Raw genomic sequence first — 18506 nt, forward strand, 5'->3', positions numbered from 1 at the left:
AATCGAGGCCGTCTGAAATTTTCAGACGGCCTGATTTTTAGTGTTTAACAATTTGATGGTTTCAAATGTTCGGGCTTAAAGCAATAATAGTTTGTTTACGGAGTGGGTTGCCGAAAGCGGATGACAATGGAGGTTTCATGCCCGGATGATGCGGAGTATGTTTATTCTTCAGCATTCCGGCACACATCCACTGCTTCCTGCAAACTGCTCACACCGTAAATCTGCAAGCCCGGGAAATCTTTAGGGTTGCGCGGCAGATTGGCTTTAGGCACGACAGCGCGTTTGAAGCCGAGTTTTTCCGCTTCTTTCAAGCGTTCCTGCCCGCGTGCTACGGGGCGGACTTCGCCGCTCAAGCCGATTTCGCCGAAGGCCACCATTTTTTCGGGCAGCGGGCGGTTGCGGAAGCTGGAGAGCATGGCAAGGATGATGGCGAGGTCGGCGGCGGGTTCGTTGATTTTTACGCCGCCCACGGCGTTTAGGAACACGTCTTGGTCGAAGCAGGCGATGCCGGCATGGCGGTTTAAGACGGCCAACAGCATGGCGAGTCGGTTTTGTTCGAGGCCGACGGTAAGGCGTTTGGGCGTAAAGCCGTGTGCGTCGTCAACCAATGCCTGAATTTCTACTAACAGCGGGCGGCTGCCTTCTTGCGTGACCAGCACGCACGAGCCGGGCACGTCGTCGCGGTAGCTGGCGAGAAAAATCGCCGAAGGGTTGGACACGCCTTTCAAGCCGTGTTCGGTCATGGCGAAAACGCCCAGCTCGTTGGCTGCGCCGAAACGGTTTTTGATGGCGCGTATCATGCGGTAGTTGGAATGCTGGTCGCCCTCGAAATAGAGTACGGTATCGACCATATGCTCGAGCACGCGCGGGCCGGCGATGGCACCGTCTTTAGTAACGTGGCCGACCAAAATCATGGCAATGCCCATCTGCTTGGCTATGCGGGTGAGCTGCGCGGCACACTCGCGCACTTGCGATACCGAGCCGGGTGCGGAAGTGATTTGGTCGGAATACATGGTTTGAATCGAATCAATCACCACCACGGCGGGTTCGTGTTGTTTTAAGGCCGTCTGAATGGCTTCCATGCGGATTTCCGCCAGCAGGTTCACGCCTTCGCTTTGTAAGCCCAAGCGTTGCGCCCGCAGGGCGACTTGTTGGGCGGATTCCTCGCCGGATACATACAGCACTTTGCGGTTTTTCGCCATCATCGCTATGGTTTGCAGGAGCAGCGTCGATTTGCCGATACCGGGGTCGCCGCCGAGCAGAATCACCGCGCCGCTCACCAAACCGCCGCCCAATACGCGGTCGAGTTCGCCCATGCCGGTCGGTTCGCGCGGCACTTCGGTGGCCGTTACTTTGGAAAGATCCTGCACCTGCGCGGTATCTGCCGCCCACGATTGGAAGCGCACGTTTTTCGGTTCGGGCGCGGCAAGGCTTTCCTGCAAGGTATTCCACTCGCCGCAATGCGGGCATTTGCCCTGCCATTTGGGGGTAGTACCGCCGCATTCGCTGCATTGGTAAACGGTTTTCGGTGCTTTTGCCATGGTTGGAAACGGATACTGAAAAGCGTGATTGTAACATTTTCAGTTCACTGTCTGTTTGGTGAATTTAAAGTAAATGTTTTTATGAAACAATAAGTAAGAATGTGTATTGCAGATGAGTTGCCAAAATCGTACGAAAAATGGCGTATTTGTTTTATGGTAACTAAGAGAGTAATTTCTAAAGAAATATATTTGAATTATAATTTAATCACGTAAGTTTTTAAAAACTTAAATTCAAATTGCATAATTAAGAAATTACGACTATGACACATTACAAATCGGATAAAACTCACAAAAATCAAAAAAACTCGGTTAATCGTTCTGCAGATGCGGATTTGCTACCGCAAGAGCAGCCCGAATTGTTTTACCAGCTTGTCGGAGAAGAAGGGGAGCCGATCGAGCAGCCTAAGGTAAAACTTGTTGAAGAAGATATGTGGCTGGAGCTTAATTCCAACACAGAAGGTCATCCTGAGTTTATTTTACAAAATGCGAAAAACCATTATCCGGCCTCTTATGCCGGATATTGGGGTAAACCTGAGCAGGTTTATGAAGAAGCGGTTCTTCCGGTTGCTGAAGAAGTATTGATTAACGGCAGCTTGACCAATTTCCAAAAGGGTATGATCGGCTTGGGTGTTCTGGGTGCCGCTACCGGGATTTCGTTGGGTAGCGCAGGAGGATCCGGTTCTTCAGGCGATTCTGCTGAGAAAGTTGCAGCCAAAGCCCCTGTGATTACATTTAATCCGATTGCGGAAGACGACATTATCAACCTGCTTGAATCCAGACAGGAAAGCACGGTACTTTCAGGCCGTGTGGAACATGCAAAGGATAATGACGAGATCGTCATTACCGTTGGACAGGCTGTTTACAAAGGCTTTATTGCAGATAAACAGTTTTCCGTTTCGGTCGACACCAAGTCTTTATTGAATCACGGTAAAGTCTCTGCAGCGGTAAGCACGGCTGACGGCGAAAGCAATACCTTAACGGGCCATACGGAACATACATATTCTGTAGATACCGAATATGCTCCGACGATTAGTTTGAATAAGATTGCCGGTGACAACGTATTGAATATCGAAGAATCGAATAATACTGTTACCGTTACAGGAACCGTAACCGATGTTGCCGATAATGAGGATATTGTCATTTCATGCGGCTGCGAAAGTTGCGGTAGCGTGAAGTGGATTGATATTGTTACCAAAGTTCAAAACGGTAGCTTCACTGTTGATTTTGAAGGAGCGCAATTATCGAAAAACGGTTACAACCTGATTAAAGCAAAAGTGACTTCTAAAGACACTGCGGGCAATACGGCTGCTGTGGAGACGATTCAAGAATATACCAAAGACTTGGAAGCTCCTCGGGTAAGCGTGGAAATCAATACCATTGCAGGCAATAATATTCTGACCAAAGCCAAGCAAGCACAGCAAGAACAAACTGTCAGCGGCACCATCGGCGGTTTGCAGGAAGGCGAAAAAATCAGAGAAGTTTCGGTTTCTGTCGGCGGACAAAATTATGCGGCGCAGGTGGAGGGTAATCTCTATTCTGTCAATATTCCGTCTTCGGAATTGGCAAAAACAGACAATGTAAACGTATCTGTAACCGTAACCGATAATGCGGGCAACAGTGCAACTGCGGAAAATAGCCGTTCATACAGAGTCGGCGAGCTTGAGCCGGTTATCACCTTGAATGCTATTGCGGATGACAATTTCATCAACCGTGCCGAATTTGAACGGGGTGAGTTTATCCTGAGCGGTAAGGTGGAAAATGTAGAAGACGGAACGGAAATTATTTTGCGGTCAGGCAACAAGACCCTGACCGCCCAAGTGGAAAACGGTGAATTTAGTGTAATTGCCGACGACATATTCTTGGGCATTTTGCCTACTACGGAAAATTCAGACGGCCTCGTTACTGCAACGGTTAAGCTGGATGCGGATAGTGCCGCAGAATCGACGTATTCTGCGCAACAAAGTTATAAAGTCGATTTGCAGAATAAAACTGCTCTGACATTACATTCCGTGACCGACGACAATACCTTAAATGCAACAGAAATGTCGCGCTCGCATGTTACTGTAAGCGGCATCGTGACCGATGGTGCCGAAGGCGGAATCGTGACCATTAAAATCGGTCAGGCAACTTATACCGCACAGATTCAGGCTGACGGCTCTTACAGTGTAGAAGCGGAAATTGCAAAAATCGCTCCCAATGGCAACGACGGCAAATATTGGGTTTCGGCCAGTGTTGAAAGAGTCGATTCTGCAGGTAACGGAGATAAAGGCACGATAAGTTTTGCACGGACATTTTCGATTAACCAATCTGCGCCGAACGGCACAGTGGTGTTTGATCCGATCGCAGATGATAATGTGATCAACAAAACTGAATCAGAACTTCAAACCATACGTGTAACAGGCAGAATCCTTGGATTGGGCGAAGGTGATGATGTTGTTTCAACAACGGTAAGCGTGGGTGGAAACGAATATACCGCAAACGTAACCGGCTCTGCCTTTAATGTGGAAATTCCCGTTAATGTATTGGTTGCCAACAGCCAGATTACCGGCAGAGCGGAGTTAAAAGATGCAGGCGGTCAGACGGCCTCAGCGGTAGAAGGTTCGCAAAACTATAGCCAAAAAATAACTGAGCCCCATGTTGATATAACAATTAATACAGTTAATGGTGGCAAAGCCATAAATATTGAAAGCCTGCATCAAGATATTATTTTGACAGGTTCATTTGAGTTGGGCGAAAACGTCGTTCGCGGTACGGAAGAAGTAACTATTGATATAGGCGGCGTTTCATATAAAGCGGAAGTTTCGGAGACTACTTGGAGGTTGTCTGTCCCTGCTGCGGTATTGGCAGCTCATAACGCTAAACCTGAAATCACGGTTTCTATCAGCGTAACAGACGAGCACGGTAATAAGGCTTCAGATACCGTGAAAGGCCAATATACGGTTGATACTGTTGCTCCCGTTCCTGTTATTGAATTGAATCCGCTAAATCAAAATAATGTGATCACTGATGGTGACGCATCAAATACAACTACGACATTAACAGGCCGTGTAACCGGTGATTTCAAGCCGAATGATAAAGTTGACATTACGGTAGGAAACGTAAAAAAAGAAGTTTTGGTAGGAGCGGATGGCACCTTCCAAGTAGCGCTTGAAACTTCGCAATTAACAGCTTCCGAAAAACCAGTCATTACTGCAGCGATTGCAACGGCAGATGATGCCGGCAACAGCGCCGGCGCACAAACATCGCTGGCATATAGTGTCAACAAAGGTAATCTCGGTATCGAACTTGATGTGATTACCGGAGATGATTTGATCAATGTTACCGAAGCCAAGCAGGAGATTGCGATTTCTGGCAAAGTCACCGGCACTGATGCTAAAGAAGGGCAAATTGTTGATTTGCTTGTTAACGGTAAAACTATTAAAGCTACGGTTGGTAGCGGATTAACTTTTACAACCAAGATTGCGGCTTCTGAGCTTATTTCAGATGGCGACTATACGGTTCAAGCAAGTGTTTCTAACAATGGTTCAACTGCCAAAACCGCGCGCGTGTATAAGTTGTCTTCCGAAGTGGCCGCTTCCATTGATATTACCGGTATTGACAGCGATTTCAGCATTGATACTGCGCAGGCTTTTTCCAATACGCGTATCGGTGGCGTGATTGAGCTCGAGGGTATGTTCGCGCAAGGCTTAAACAGCGGGCGTATGCGTCAAATCACAGTGAATATTGATGATAAAACTTATAAAGCCGGTGTTAAGTCAGACAGAAGCTTTTTCTTAGATATTCCCACCAAAGAGCTGGTCAAACTCAATGGCAAACCAATCAGCTTTAAAGTTGAGGCAGATCCGCAGTTATTCGATTTGACCAAAACCGGAGATAACACATATAGGGTAAACAACTTAAAGCGTTTTGAAGCTGTTCAGGTGAAAGACATTAAGTTTGACAGCCCTTATATTATCAAGGACACAAAAACAGACGGCTATGTTGTCTCTGGCGTAAAAGATTCTGCAGCCGTTATTCACGGTAAAGTCGGAGGTACGGCTAAAGCAGGCGATAAAGTAGTATTGGAAATTGGTCAGAAAGTTTACCAAACCGAAGTAGACTCAACCGGGAAAGCTTTTTCAGTGGAGGTTTCTGCGGCCGATTTGGTTGCCGATAAAGATCAAACCATTAAAGCAGTTTTGAAAACAGCAGATTTATCCGGCCGGTCGGTTACGGTAAGCGATGTGGAAAAGTATACCGTAGTAAAACAAAACGACGGTAAGTTGGTGGAAAGCCATAGCAAACCTGCGATCATAAACAGCGAGCATATTTCCTCCGGATATAATTTCCCTTACTTCATTGATAAAATCGGTAATACCAACGGCAGAAGTTACAATATCCCGTTTGGAGGCGATCAAAACGGCCCTACCGTTGTGAAATACCACTTCATGACTTTAGATGAAATCGGCACATTATCGGAAAATCATAACCGTTATGTGGACCGGATTTCGATGAGAAGCTACCCTTCCGAGCTTCAAGATATTGTGCGTAATGCCTATAAGGAAATTAGTGCGGTAACCAATCTTCAGTTTGTTGAAGTGGGCACGATGGCCGAAGCCAATACCAATTATTATATGGGGGATTTGAAGTCAGGCTTCGAAGGTGCATCTGCTATTGCTTATAACGGCGGATTGATTGCTTGGAACAGCCGCCACAACTATATGGGCTGGGGCAAGGACTTTCTTCACTATACCGTGTTGCATGAAGTAACCCATACTTTGGGTATGACTCATACTTCCCATGGTTTTAAAGGCGATTATGCGCCGGAAGAAAGCATCGAATTTTCCAATATGTCTTATAACGCTTATGCCAATAACGGTTTCTTCATAGAAAAAGGGCAGTTGCGTACTTACGACTTGGCTTACTTGCATTACACAGCCGGTATGAATAAAACCGTGAGAACCGGAAACGATATCTACACGTTTAAAAACTACAATATGTATAGCCAAGATTCAGATCTTTACATTTGGGATGCTGGCGGTGTAGATACGTTTGACGCGTCTCAAGAAAAGGCCGGTGTTCACGTTAACCTTACTCCGGGATCGTGGATTTATGTCGGTAATGAGCTGTCCAAAACATTCGGTGTGAAGAGTGCCGCCACCTACGATATGCGCAGTTATTTTAATTTGGCTCACGATGCGTCGATTACAGGTAACGCCAGAAATGAAAAAGTTACGCTGAATACCTACACCGAAGGCCAAGCGTTTATCGGGTACGGTACGCAAATCGAAAACCTGGTGGGTTCGCAGCATAACGACGTTTTAGCCGGAAACAGAGCGGATAATAATATTTCCGGCGGCGCCGGCAACGATATTATTCGCGGCGAAGCAGGTAACGATTATCTGGACGGCGGGTTAGGCGAAGATACGCTGATTGGCGGGACGGGTGATGACAGTTATGTCATCGACAACGAGCGTGATTCTATTGAAGAGCTTGAGAATCAGGGTACGGATCATGTGTATAGCACGATCACTTACACTTTGGGCAACCATCTGGAAAACCTGACTTTGCTGGGTAGCAATACGATTAACGGTACAGGCAATGCCGCAGCCAATACCTTGCGGGGTAATGATGCGGACAACGTATTGAACGGTATGGATGGAGACGACCGTATTATTGGCGGTGGCGGTAATGACACGCTCACGGGCGGTAATGGCCGGGATACATTCGTATTCGATCAAATTTTGGACGGCAGCGTATCGACGATTAGCGATTTCGTGTACGGCGAAGACACGATTGAGCTGTCTACGGCAATTTTCGGTGAGTTGAAAAATAATCAGTCTTGGTTTAACAGCCACATCAGTTATGAATCAAGTACGGGGCGTTTGTACTACGATGCAGATGGGGCCGGTAAAACAGATAAGATTCATTTTGCAGCATTGAAAGCTGATTTGACCATCGATGAAACCAGTTTCAATATTGTCTAAGTAGCCGATTAAACTAAAGCCTGTTTGATATATTGTTCAAACAGGCTTTTTTTACAGTCGATATTTTCAGACGGCCTTAAAAGCTGCTATTGCTATATCGTATTGTTTGTATTTTAGAAAAAGGCCGTCTGAATTTTCAGACGGCTTTTAGGGGTTTTAAATAAGCTTATTTTAGATTAGTGCAATCGGCTCCTCATTCATGGTAACGAAAGAATCGCTTGCAATGTTTGCGTAAACTGCATGATCCGATGAGCTGTTACCGGAGGAGGCCGGTGCGGCAGTCATCTGATTGATTGCATTATCTAACGCATTTTCTTTTGCTGTGTTTTCAAACAACCCGTCATCCGATAAACCGTTTTCTGCAGTTTTCAGGCTGCTGATTTTGGCTTTGTTGACTGAAGCCGTGTAGCCGGCAGGTATCGCTGCGGATTCGGGAGTAACGGTATTGCCGCCCAAGTCTGCCAAGCCGGTTGGAAGCGGATGGTTTTGAATCAAGTCTTCAAGCGAATAGGTTTCGCCGGAGTCGAAACGGATAGAGCTGACCGTTAAAGCCGGTATGGAGTAGTCAGGAAGATGCAGATCTCCGGAATTTACACCCAAAGTCACGGTATCACCGGTATCTTTTACAGTAATAACGGTTTTGTCTCCCGTATAACGGATATCCAAGTCGTTTAACGTCAGACCGCCGGTAAAATGAATTTCCGGTTTGCTTTCATGCAAGGGATTGCTCGGCGTGACATTGCTTATGCCGGCGTAATGTTGATTAACGATAGTGTCGTGTCCGTCTCCTGCACGGAACACGATAGTTTCGATATGGCTGTTATAGCCATCGAGTTTATCGTTGCCTTTACCGCCGTCGAATACTTTGATCGGATTATTGGCACTGGTTACCGACAGCGAATCATCGCCGTTTCCGCCGTAGAAGCTGATGTTTGCCTGCTCGCCTTCTCTGCCTACATGAACCTTGTCATTGCCGTTTCCGCCATAGGCGCTAATCGATTCAAGAGAATAAGCGGCAGTATATTCTTCCCTGTATTGGCCGAAGTGGAAGTTATCCTGATCAGACGTACCGTAGAAATTGGCGTGGCCGTCTTTATCTATGGTGTAAATTTGGCTGGCGTTTTGAGCGGTTATCTCTTCACCGCTTAAACCTTTATGCTTTAATTCGAAAAACTCGGAAGCGGTATAGGATTGGTTTGCAAATTCAAATACGGCAATTGCTCCCATAACCGGTTTTTGGTTCAAGATGGTCAGGGTATCATCGGTGTTTTTAACTTTGATTATCCAAGTATCGCCGTTCGTCACGGGGTGGGTAGTATAAAATTTATCTAGCGGCGAATTCAGCAGTGTATCGGGCAGGTGATAGCCTTTGTAAATAGAAATCTCCAAGTCGTCCGGCGTGATACCGTCTACAAAGGAAACACGGTTCCTATTGCTGTGGGTATTGAGATATTCGAAGTCGGAAGTCAAGGTGTAGTCGAAGATAACGTCGTGGCCGTATCCTTTTCCGAAAATATAGGTGTCGCTGCCGTCTCCGCCTTCTATAAAGTCGTTTCCGGTTCCGCCGTCTAAATAGTCTGAACCTGTATCTGCATGAAGTGAATCGTTGCCGGCTCCTCCGTCAAGATAATCGTCCCGGTCAGCCCAAGTGCCGCCGTAGTAAGTGCGGCTGTGTTCGACAATAACATCATCCCCGTCTTTGCCATACAGTTTGTCCCTACCGTCGCTGCCGCCGTCAATCTTGTCGTTGCCGGCAGTTCCGGTTAAGACATTGTCTTCATCGGTTCCGGAAAGTACCAAACCGGCTTCCGGTTGGTTTAATGCATCAAAGAACGCCTGTGCGGTATAGGTTTTTCCCTCGACGATAAAAGATGAAATGCTGGTTTTACCATCGCTTGAAAACTGATTGGAAATGGATAAATTGTCTGCAGTATCCGAGATAGAAATCAGCCAGTCTGTACCGCCTTTGTCATTTTTAATGCTTTGCAGGCTTAAATTTTGCAGCGTTACGCTGTTGTCGAATCGAACTGTATTGCTGCCTAAGCTATCGGTGATGGTATCTGAATCATAACCTCTGCCGAATACGTAAGTATCGTTACCGGCACCACCGTACAATGCATCGTTGCCTTCTTCTCCGTTGAGATAATCGTGGCCGTCATCTCCGTGAAGTTGGTCATGACCTTCGCCGCCGTTTAAAGTGTCATCGCCGGCATCGCCGTATACGGTATCGTTGCCGCGACCTGAGTTCAAACGGTTGTTACCGGCATTGCCTTTAAGAATATTGTCCGAATTGTTGCCTGAGCCGAAGATATTGGCGTTACCCATCAATATCAGATTTTCGACGTTGGTATTCAAAGTGTGGCTTACCCAGCTTTTGACTTCGTCAACACCTTCGCCGTTTTTTTCGATAACTTTGTCATTTTTATTGTCGACGTAATAAAGGTCATTGCCGGCGCCGCCATACATCGTGTCGGCACCGCTGCCGCCGTTGATTTCGTCATGGCCTTTATTGCCATATAAGGTGTCGTCGCCTTCGTAGCCGTACAGCTTATCGTTCCCTTCGGTACCGTTTAGGGTCTCGCCTGCTTTACTGCCGCGAATATCCAGTGGATTGTGTTCGGCAGGAGCGGTAATGCTGATATTGGCTTTTTGGGCTATTTCATAGGCGTCATAAGTTTTCGAACCTACCATGAATGATTGAACGGCGGGTTTGTAAGAAGATTTGGTATATTGGTTTTTTACGGTTAATTGCGAATCTTCATTCAATTTGATGATTAAGGAAATATTGCCTTCGGCATCTGTGGTTGACGAAATATTCAGATCTTCAAGCGTAATGTTTTCGTCCAGTCGGACAGTGTTTACGCCTTGATGGTCGATAATGGTGTCAAAGCCGCTACCGGCCTTGAAGATATATGTATCTTCTCCGACGCCACCGGAAAGCATGTCGTCTCCTTTGCCGCCGTTCAAGGTGTCGTTACCTTCGCCGCCGAACAAATAATCGTTGCCTTCTTCGCCGTTAATGTTGTCGTCGCCGCTGTCTCCGTATAGCGAATCATTGCCTTCGCCACCGTTAATGTTGTCGTTACCGCCCTGTCCGTAGACTGTGTCGTTACCGCGTCCGCTGTTTAAGCGGTTGTGTCCGGTGTTCCCGAACAGCGTGTTGTCTGAATTATTTCCCGAGCCATAAATATTTTGATTTCCGACCAGGGTTAAATTTTCGACATTCGTGGGCAGCACGTAATCACTGCTGCTGTATACGCTGTCTTTGCCTTGATTGGGATTTTCTATGATTTTATCGGCACGGTTGTTGACGTAGTAAACATCGTCATCGGAAGAACCGGTAAATGTTTTAGGCTCTGTGGCTTTAGCCATGGTTAAAACCGCATCTGCATGCTTATTTGCGGAAAGGAATGTTGTGTCATTGTTACGCATATTTATCACTCACTTTTTGTAGAAATAATTAAGGTAAGATTATTAGATATGAAATTATGTTGGATAGTTCATTGAAATTTTAAAAAAATATGCATATTTTTTATTATTTTAACTATTATTTTTATTAATTTATATTTAATGAAATTTAATTTATTGTTATATATTTTTCAGTTAATTTTTTTATCAATTATTCTATGTGTATATTTTAATTTGATTTTATTACTTTTATATGAATATGTTGATAATAAATTTCAAAATATTCTGTATTTTTTAATATTATGGGGTTGTATTTATTAAATTAAAATGATTAAGAAGATTGATACTATAGAAATTTTGTTAACACTCCCGGCTGTTACATTTTCCGCCTTGGGTATCTTATGTTAAGAGCAGTATTAGACACAGTAAAATTAAAACAGAAACTTTTTCTAAAAGTAGAGTGAATCCTTATTTAACAGTTGACTTTAAGGAAGCGAGTTATCTTTTTATTGGCTTTTGAGCATTGTGTAGTGGAGCATTGTATATAGCTATAATTGTGTGGTTACAGCTTTTATTTATTCGAACAAACAGTGCAATCTTTGATAGAGATAACTCTGTTTTGGTTTTTTATGTTTATTTTTAAAATCTCATTAATGATGCACAAACTTTTTGATACAGGATAATTATTTTGATGTATAATTTAGAAACTTATATATTTCGTATAAGTTGAATATTCATTTGTTATTTCTATTGAGAGAATTTATAAATGGTTAAAAAAGCTTTGATGGCTTCTGCCGCATTATTATTATCTGGAACTGCTTTGGCTGCTCCTGGCGTGTATGTTCAAGGTGATTTGGGGTATAGCAAAGTAAGAGTTTCTAGTGGTGGCGAATCAGTATCAGAAAATGGTTTTAGCCCACGTCTTTCTGTTGGTTACGACTTTGATAACAACTGGCGTGCTGCTGTTGACTATACGCACTATAAAACTGCTAAAGCAACTTACGTAGAGGGCGAAACAACTGAAAAATATAAGTCGAAATTGAGTAGTGTGGGTCTTGCTGCTATTTATGATTTCCCCACGAGCGCACCTGTAAAACCTTATGCTGGCGTACGTCTGGGTTTGAACCGTGTTGCTAGCGACTATTCTGAAAAAAGTCCTGCTGTTACTAAAGAAGAATCTTACCGAAAAACCAAAGCCGGTTTGGGCGTATTGGCCGGTATCGGTTACAACGTAACTGAGAATGTGGTGCTAGATGCAGGTTACCGCTATAACTACTGGGGTAAATTCGAAGATGAAAAAGTTTCTTCTCATGAAATTTCTGCCGGTGTACGCGTGAAATTCTAATTGTTGCTGATTGCTTAAGAGGCTGTCTGAAAAGTTTTCAGACGGCCTCTTGTTTATTCAAGCTGAGACCTTTGCAAACCCTCAGATGTGGATGCAGTTCAAGGCGTAGCAGCGCAGCGAGTGCAGACATATCATACAGATAGGCAAACGAGCGAGCAGCGCACAACGCAGAAATGCGCCGCAGATGGGGGTTTGCAAAGGTCTCAGCTATTTATTCAATACCCAATAGCATCAATTGGCGCAGCAGGTCGGCCAAGCTGTCGGCTTGCATTTTCTGCATCAGGTTAGCACGGTGGACTTCGATGGTTCGCACGGCGACGTTTAATTCGTCAGCCATGTGTTTGTTGGTATAGCCTTTCACGAGATACGAGGCGATGGCTTGTTCTTTTGCGCTCAAGAGTTTGAAGCGTTGTTTGCTTTGCCATTGGGCGTAGTTGTCGAGCGTTTGCTTGGTGGCGGTGTTTAAGGCGCTTTGGAGGCGGTGGAGGGAAACGGGTTTTTCTAAAAAGTCCACCGCGCCTTGTTGCAGCATATCGACTGCCAGCGGCACGTCGCCGAAAGCGGTCATCACGATGAGGGCTAAGGGGCTTTCGCGTTGGATTAAGGCTTGTTGAAGCTGCTGGCCGTTGAGCCACGGCATGTTCCAGTCGGTGAGTACGATGCCCGGTTTATCCAGCTCGGCTTGCTCGAGGAATATTCTGGGGTCGCTCCAGAGTGTGGGGCGGTAGTCCAAACTTTCGAGCAGAAAACCGCAAGCGTCCAACACGGCTGCATCGTCATCGACAACGTGGATATCGAGTTCAGGCATCGGTGTTCCTTTCGGGTAAAGAGATTTCGATTCGGGCGCCGGCAATGTCGTCAGAGCGGTTGGCTAAGGTGATGCTGCCGCCGATGCCGCGCAGCAGGCGGTCGCAGATGACCAAGCCTAAACCCAAGCCGTCGGATTTGGTACTGCGGAACGGGATAAAAGGTTGGGCCAAGATGTCTTGGTTGAAGCCGCCGGCATCGTCTTCAATACGGATTACCAGCTCTTCGGATTCAGGCCGTCTGAAAATGGTGATGTCGATCCGCTTGGCCTGTTGTTGCTGGCAGTTGAGCAGGCAATTCATCAAAACTTGTTCGACAATGCCGGCAACGGTGCGGATGGAGGATAAGCCGCTTTGATTGTGCCAATGCAGCTGCGGGGCGTGTTTTTGGCAGGCCAGCCAGTCGGCGCAGTGTTGCAGGATGTCTTCTATGCGCGCGTCGGTATAAACGTGTTCGGGCGTTTTGCTCCATTGCCGCAAATTGCGGATGATGCGGCTGCCGCGCTCGGTGGTTTGGATGATGTTGTGCAGGGCTTTGCGTATGGATTCGGGCTGTTTGCCGGCTTCCAATAATTGTAGGCAGGCTTCGGCGTAGTAATGGATGGCGGCCATCGGCTGGTTGAGTTCGTGCGCGAGACCGGCCGCCATTTCGCCGGCGATGTTCATGCGGTCGGCGTGTGCCAGCAGGCGGTCGCGCTCTAATAATTGACGGTAGGCTTGTTCGAGCTTTTTGCGGCGTCGGTAAGCCAGCCAGCCCATCCAGCCGTAGTTGATGAGGGAAATCACCAGCATCAGCGCCACGGCGCCGACAAGTATCGTGTTTTCATACAGCCAGTTTTTCCATTGCATCTGCCAGTTGGGATGCAGGGGATGCCGCCCTAAACTCGCCAACACTTGTTCTGCCTCCACAAACGAAACCGGCGGAGACCACGACGGTATGCCTGCTGCGGCGGTGCTGCCCATCAAGGAGGCGGCGATGCGCGAGGCGGTTTGCTCCGGCACGGAGGGCAGGGCGGCCAGCACCCAATGCGGGAAAACAGGCGTGCCGGAGATGCAGTTGTTGACGACGCTGTGAACGTGCAGCGGTTTGAAGCTGCTTTCGGGCAGACCTTGCTGCACGCGCCATTCTTCCATCAGGCACAAAGGCGTGATGGCGGCATCGACTTCTTTGTTTTGCAGGGCGGTTAAGGTCTGCTCCACAGGATAGCCGGTAAACACGACCTGATAATCCCGCCCCGAGCGTAATCCTTTTTCCAATAAAGCCGATTCGGCCAACATAAACCCGCCGAACGCCTGAACGTCAACGGCGGCAACGGTTAATCCGCGCAAGTCGGTTTCGCTGCCCAAACCCGAATCGGCGCGCACCCAAATCGTGCTGGCGACTTGTTCGGCCGCTTTCGGCTTATGCCCGCTGGGGAAACGCGCTGTCGCCAGCCAACGCCAGCCCTGCGTATCGGGCAGCGAAACAAACTGCGCCTGCGGCCCCAGCGCGAAATCAATCCGCTGCGAAGACAGCTCTTTCTGCCAATTGTTCAAACTTAAAGGAACGAGCACAAACTGCTCGCCTTCCTGTTTCTTGCCCAGCCAATCCAGCCACGGCTGCCATTGGCTGCGCGCCGCTTCCGCACCTTGCGGCGCCAAGACGCCGACATACCATGTTTTCGCCGAAACGGTGGCGCAAAACAGTGCGGTGATGCAAAAAAACAGCCGAATGATCATGGATATCCCTATGTTTTATTGCGTTAGGTCAAATATGGCTGCTTTATGTGGTTTTCCACAATAGAGCCGCCACGGCCGGTGGTACGACAATGTGCTCAAGCACAAATAAATATTCTTTTAAGCATCAAAGCACAGATTCATTAAACTGTAAATATAACGATGCCGAAGGGTGGAAAAAAGGAGCACATATGAAAATGTTTACCAAAGCGGCTCTGGCTGTGGCGATATTGTTCGGCGCGGCATACGGCGGAGCCAAATGGATAACCTACAGCCGCAGCCCTCAAAGCGCGACGGCGGTTGAGGCAAGTTCGGAGACGATCAAACGCGGCGAATACGTTGCCCGTTTGTCGGACTGCTTTGCCTGCCACACCGCACCCAAAGGCAAACCCTACGCGGGCGGTTTGGCGATGCAAACGCCTTTAGGCGCGGTGTACAGCACCAATATCACGCCGGATAAAGAAAGCGGCATCGGCAATTATACTTACGCCCAGTTCAAAAACGCCGTGCAACACGGCATCCGTTCAGACGGCACCCCGCTGTATCCGGCCATGCCTTATCCGTCTTATACGATTATGCCCGACGACGATATGCGCGCAATGTATGTTTATTTTATGAACGGCGTGGAGCCGGTATCCCAAAAAAATGCCGACAGCACCCTGCCGCCCGTATTGAATTGGCGCTGGCCTCTCGCGTATTGGCAAGCGATGTTTGCACCGCAGCGGCAGTTTGAAGCCGACCGCCGTTTTGATGCCCGCATCAACCGCGGCAAATATCTGGTCGAAGGCCCCGGACACTGCGGCGCCTGCCATACGCCGCGCGGCTTTGCTTATCAGGAAAAAGCCTTGAGCGACGATAAACGCCATTTCTTGAGCGGTGCCGTGATTGACGGCTGGCGCGCGAAAAGCCTGCGCGGCGAAGAACGCGGTTTAGGCACATGGAGCGAAGCCGAGTTGCAGGATTTCTTTGCCAGCGGCCGCACCGATGTTACTGCTGCATTCGGCGCTATGGCCGAAGTGGTGGAACACAGTACGCAATATTGGACGGACGAAGACCTGAAAGCCATGTCGGCTTATTTGAAAACGTTGTCTCCGTCGCCCGATAAAGCACAAGGGCTGCCCAAACGTGAAGACACGACCACAGCCATGCTGAAAAGCGGCAAATACAACAGCCGCGGTGCCATGCTGTATGCCGAACACTGCATCGCCTGCCACCGTGCCGACGGCAACGGCATGGCGCGCATTTTCCCGGCGTTGAATAAAAACAGCGCGGTTTACGCCAACAACGCCCAATCCGTGATTCAAGTGACGCTCGAAGGCGGGCGCACGCCGCACACCAAGCACGACACTATGGCGTTTACCATGCCCGGATTCAGGCACTTGAGCGACGAAGACATCGCCGAAGTCGTGAATTTTGTCCGCAACAGCTGGCACAACCAAGCTCCGGAAGTCAAAGCGGGCGACGTTGCCGAAATCCGCCGTTTTGTCAACACCAAAGCACCCAACATCGTGCCTCAAACCGCATCGGGAGACCATCATGAATAAAACACTCGCTTTATTGGGCATGACCGTCGGCGCGGCTCTTTTCGGATTGGCAGGCTGCAACGAGAGGCCGTCTGAAAAAACAGCCGAACACCCCTACACCTATCCGATTGTGACCGGCAAGGGCGACCAGAAAAAAGTAGTCGGCCAATACACGGTACCGGCCGACAGCGACATCGAAAAAGAGCCGAATGCCGAGCAAATCCGCTACGGCCAACGCTTGATGAACGAAACCCCGCGCCTGCTCCCCGAGCATGTCGGCAGCAAAATGAACTGCAGCAGCTGCCACATCGCACAAGGCAAAGTGCCGGGCGGCAACCCCTACATCAACACCTACAACCGCTATCCCCGCGTGATGCCCCGCCCGGGTAAAGAAATCGACTTGGTCGGCCGCATCAACGGCTGCTTCCAACGCTCCATGAACGGCAAACCGCTGCCCAAAGACAGCGAAGCCATGCAGGCGATGGTGGCCTATATCAAATGGGTCGGACAAGGCGTACCCAAAGGCCGGCAAGTCGATATCGTAAACGCCGTGAAGATAGACACCAACCTCGTGCCCAATCCCGAACGCGGCAAAAACCTGTATGCCCAACATTGCGCCGCATGCCACGGCAGCAACGGCGAAGGTAAAAAAGACGGCACCGGCGTCTATGCCTTCCCGCCGCTGTGGGGTGACGAATCCTTCAATATCGGCGCAGGCATGGCACGCACCTACAAAGCCGCCGCCTTCATCAAAGCCGCCATGCCCATGGGCGCACAAATGCACGGCATGTGGGGCGAAGGCAAAGTCTTGACCGACCAAGAAGCCGTGGACATCGCCGAATATTTCACCCACCAACCGCGCCCGGACTTTGCCGGCAAGGTTAAAGACTGGCCGAACGGCGACAAACCGAAAGACGCACGGTATTGATGGGAGAGTTGGGGTAGCCATACCTCATATCGTATTGCTGTGCGGTATGGTTATATTTTTACAGATAGTTTGTAGTAGAAGGCCGTCTGAATTTTCAGACGGCCTTTGTTTGTCTTTATTTAAGGTAAGCCAAACCGATTGATTACAGTCATGGTCGGGTTGCAACCAACATCAATAGCAAACAGATAGCAGGAGGCCGTATGAAAATTCAGACGGCCTTTGTTTGCAGAAAATTAAAGCGATTTTTTGCGGATATTATTTATCAAGAAGAGATATTAGAAAATAATATAAACCAAACAGATCATAAAAGGCCGTCTGAAAAATATTTTCAGACGGCCTTGCTTATCAATTAATGCAGCAGATAAACGCTTAAACACTTTTATTATTGCGTTTATCAGCCATATCACGCAGTCGGCTTAGCGGGTGGCAAACGTATTGCATTGGTCGATGTTGCCGCTTTGCAGGCCGCGGCGGAACCAGGCTTTGCGGTCGGCAGACGAGCCGTGGGTAAAGCTGTCCGGCACCACATAACCCTGATGCTGGTGTTGCAGGCGGTCGTCGCCTACGGCTTCGGCGGCGGCAAAGGCTTCTTCAATATCGCCTTGCTCGAAAATATTGTTGGCAACGGCATAGTTGCCCCAAATGCCGGCAAAACAGTCGGCCTGCAATTCCAGTTTGACAGACAGTGCGTTGGCGCGGGTTTTGTTGGATTCCTGCTGTGCCTGCTGCACTTGAGGCAGAATGCCCAGCAGATTTTGAACGTGGTGTCCGACTTCATGCGCAATCACATAGCCGAACGCGGCATCGCCTGACGCGCCGAGTTTTTTACGCATATCTTCGTAAAACGATAAATCCAAATAAATTTTCTGGTCGAGCGGGCAGTAAAAAGGCCCCATAGCGGCTTGTCCCATGCCGCAGGCGGTTTGCGTGCCGGCGGTGTAAAGCGCGAGCTTCGGCGGAGTGTAACGGCTGCCGTGTTTGGCAAAATATTCGCCCCAAGTCAATTCGGTATCATGCAAAACCACACCGGCCAGCTCTTTAAGCTGCGCTTCCTGTTTGCTTTCCAATACGGGTTGGTTGGCAGGGGCGCCGCCGATACTTGCCGCACCGCCGCCGACAACACCGGATAAGTCGATGCCGTAATATGCGCCGATCAGTAATACGATCAGGCCGATAATGCCTGTGCCTTTACCGCCGACGCGTCGGCTTTGGCCGCGTCGGTCTTCGATATTCGAGCTTTGTTTTCTTCCTTGCCAGCGCATGGTGGGTTTCC

9 protein-coding genes are annotated in these 18506 nt (G+C 48.4%); 4 read left to right on the forward strand and 5 right to left on the reverse strand.

The window, feature by feature from the left end; all coding sequences use genetic code 11:
* Window positions 1-161: 161 nt before the first annotated feature.
* Window positions 162-1541, reverse strand: coding sequence for a DNA repair protein RadA (gene radA / locus EL309_RS10040; protein ID WP_004284900.1), 1380 nt, complete (start codon window positions 1539-1541; stop codon window positions 162-164).
* A gap of 260 nt (window positions 1542-1801) precedes the next feature.
* Between radA and EL309_RS10045 the strand changes: the two genes are divergently transcribed.
* Window positions 1802-7507: an Ig-like domain-containing protein gene (locus EL309_RS10045; protein WP_004284897.1), complete on the forward strand. Its 5706-nt coding sequence runs from the start codon at window positions 1802-1804 to the stop codon at window positions 7505-7507.
* A gap of 171 nt (window positions 7508-7678) precedes the next feature.
* On the opposite strand, the gene EL309_RS10050 is transcribed toward EL309_RS10045, so the two are convergent.
* On the reverse strand, window positions 7679-10939 hold the full coding sequence (locus EL309_RS10050) for a calcium-binding protein (protein WP_004284896.1): 3261 nt from the start codon (window positions 10937-10939) through the stop codon (window positions 7679-7681).
* A 742-nt stretch (window positions 10940-11681) separates the two neighbouring features.
* Between EL309_RS10050 and EL309_RS10055 the strand changes: the two genes are divergently transcribed.
* Entirely contained in the window at window positions 11682-12260 is a 579-nt protein-coding gene (locus EL309_RS10055) for an opacity family porin (RefSeq protein WP_004284894.1), read from the forward strand.
* Between the two features lie 211 nt (window positions 12261-12471).
* On the opposite strand, the gene EL309_RS10060 is transcribed toward EL309_RS10055, so the two are convergent.
* Window positions 12472-13068, reverse strand: coding sequence for a response regulator (locus EL309_RS10060; protein WP_040670067.1), 597 nt, complete (start codon window positions 13066-13068; stop codon window positions 12472-12474).
* The gene (locus EL309_RS10065) at window positions 13061-14785 is read right to left on the reverse strand and encodes a sensor histidine kinase (RefSeq protein WP_004284891.1); all 1725 of its coding nucleotides are present in this window, start codon (window positions 14783-14785) and stop codon (window positions 13061-13063) included. Before EL309_RS10065 ends, EL309_RS10060 begins: the two co-directional genes overlap by 8 nt.
* Window positions 14786-14973: 188 nt before the next feature.
* Here EL309_RS10065 and EL309_RS10070 point away from each other — a divergent pair, with 188 nt between their 5' ends.
* A complete protein-coding gene (locus tag EL309_RS10070; RefSeq protein ID WP_040670066.1) occupies window positions 14974-16326 on the forward strand; it encodes a cytochrome c in 1353 nt (450 codons plus the stop codon).
* On the forward strand, window positions 16319-17233 hold the full coding sequence (locus tag EL309_RS10075) for a c-type cytochrome (RefSeq protein WP_004284888.1): 915 nt from the start codon (window positions 16319-16321) through the stop codon (window positions 17231-17233). The genes EL309_RS10070 and EL309_RS10075 overlap by 8 nt, the downstream gene beginning before the upstream one ends.
* A gap of 416 nt (window positions 17234-17649) precedes the next feature.
* Here the strand turns inward: EL309_RS10075 and ypfJ are convergent, their stop codons facing one another.
* On the reverse strand, window positions 17650-18495 hold the full coding sequence (gene ypfJ, locus EL309_RS10080) for a KPN_02809 family neutral zinc metallopeptidase (RefSeq protein ID WP_004284885.1): 846 nt from the start codon (window positions 18493-18495) through the stop codon (window positions 17650-17652).
* Between the last annotated feature and the right edge of the window lie 11 nt (window positions 18496-18506).

It is taken from the genome of Neisseria weaveri (genome assembly GCF_900638685.1).
In the GTDB taxonomy this organism is placed as follows: domain Bacteria; phylum Pseudomonadota; class Gammaproteobacteria; order Burkholderiales; family Neisseriaceae; genus Neisseria; species Neisseria weaveri.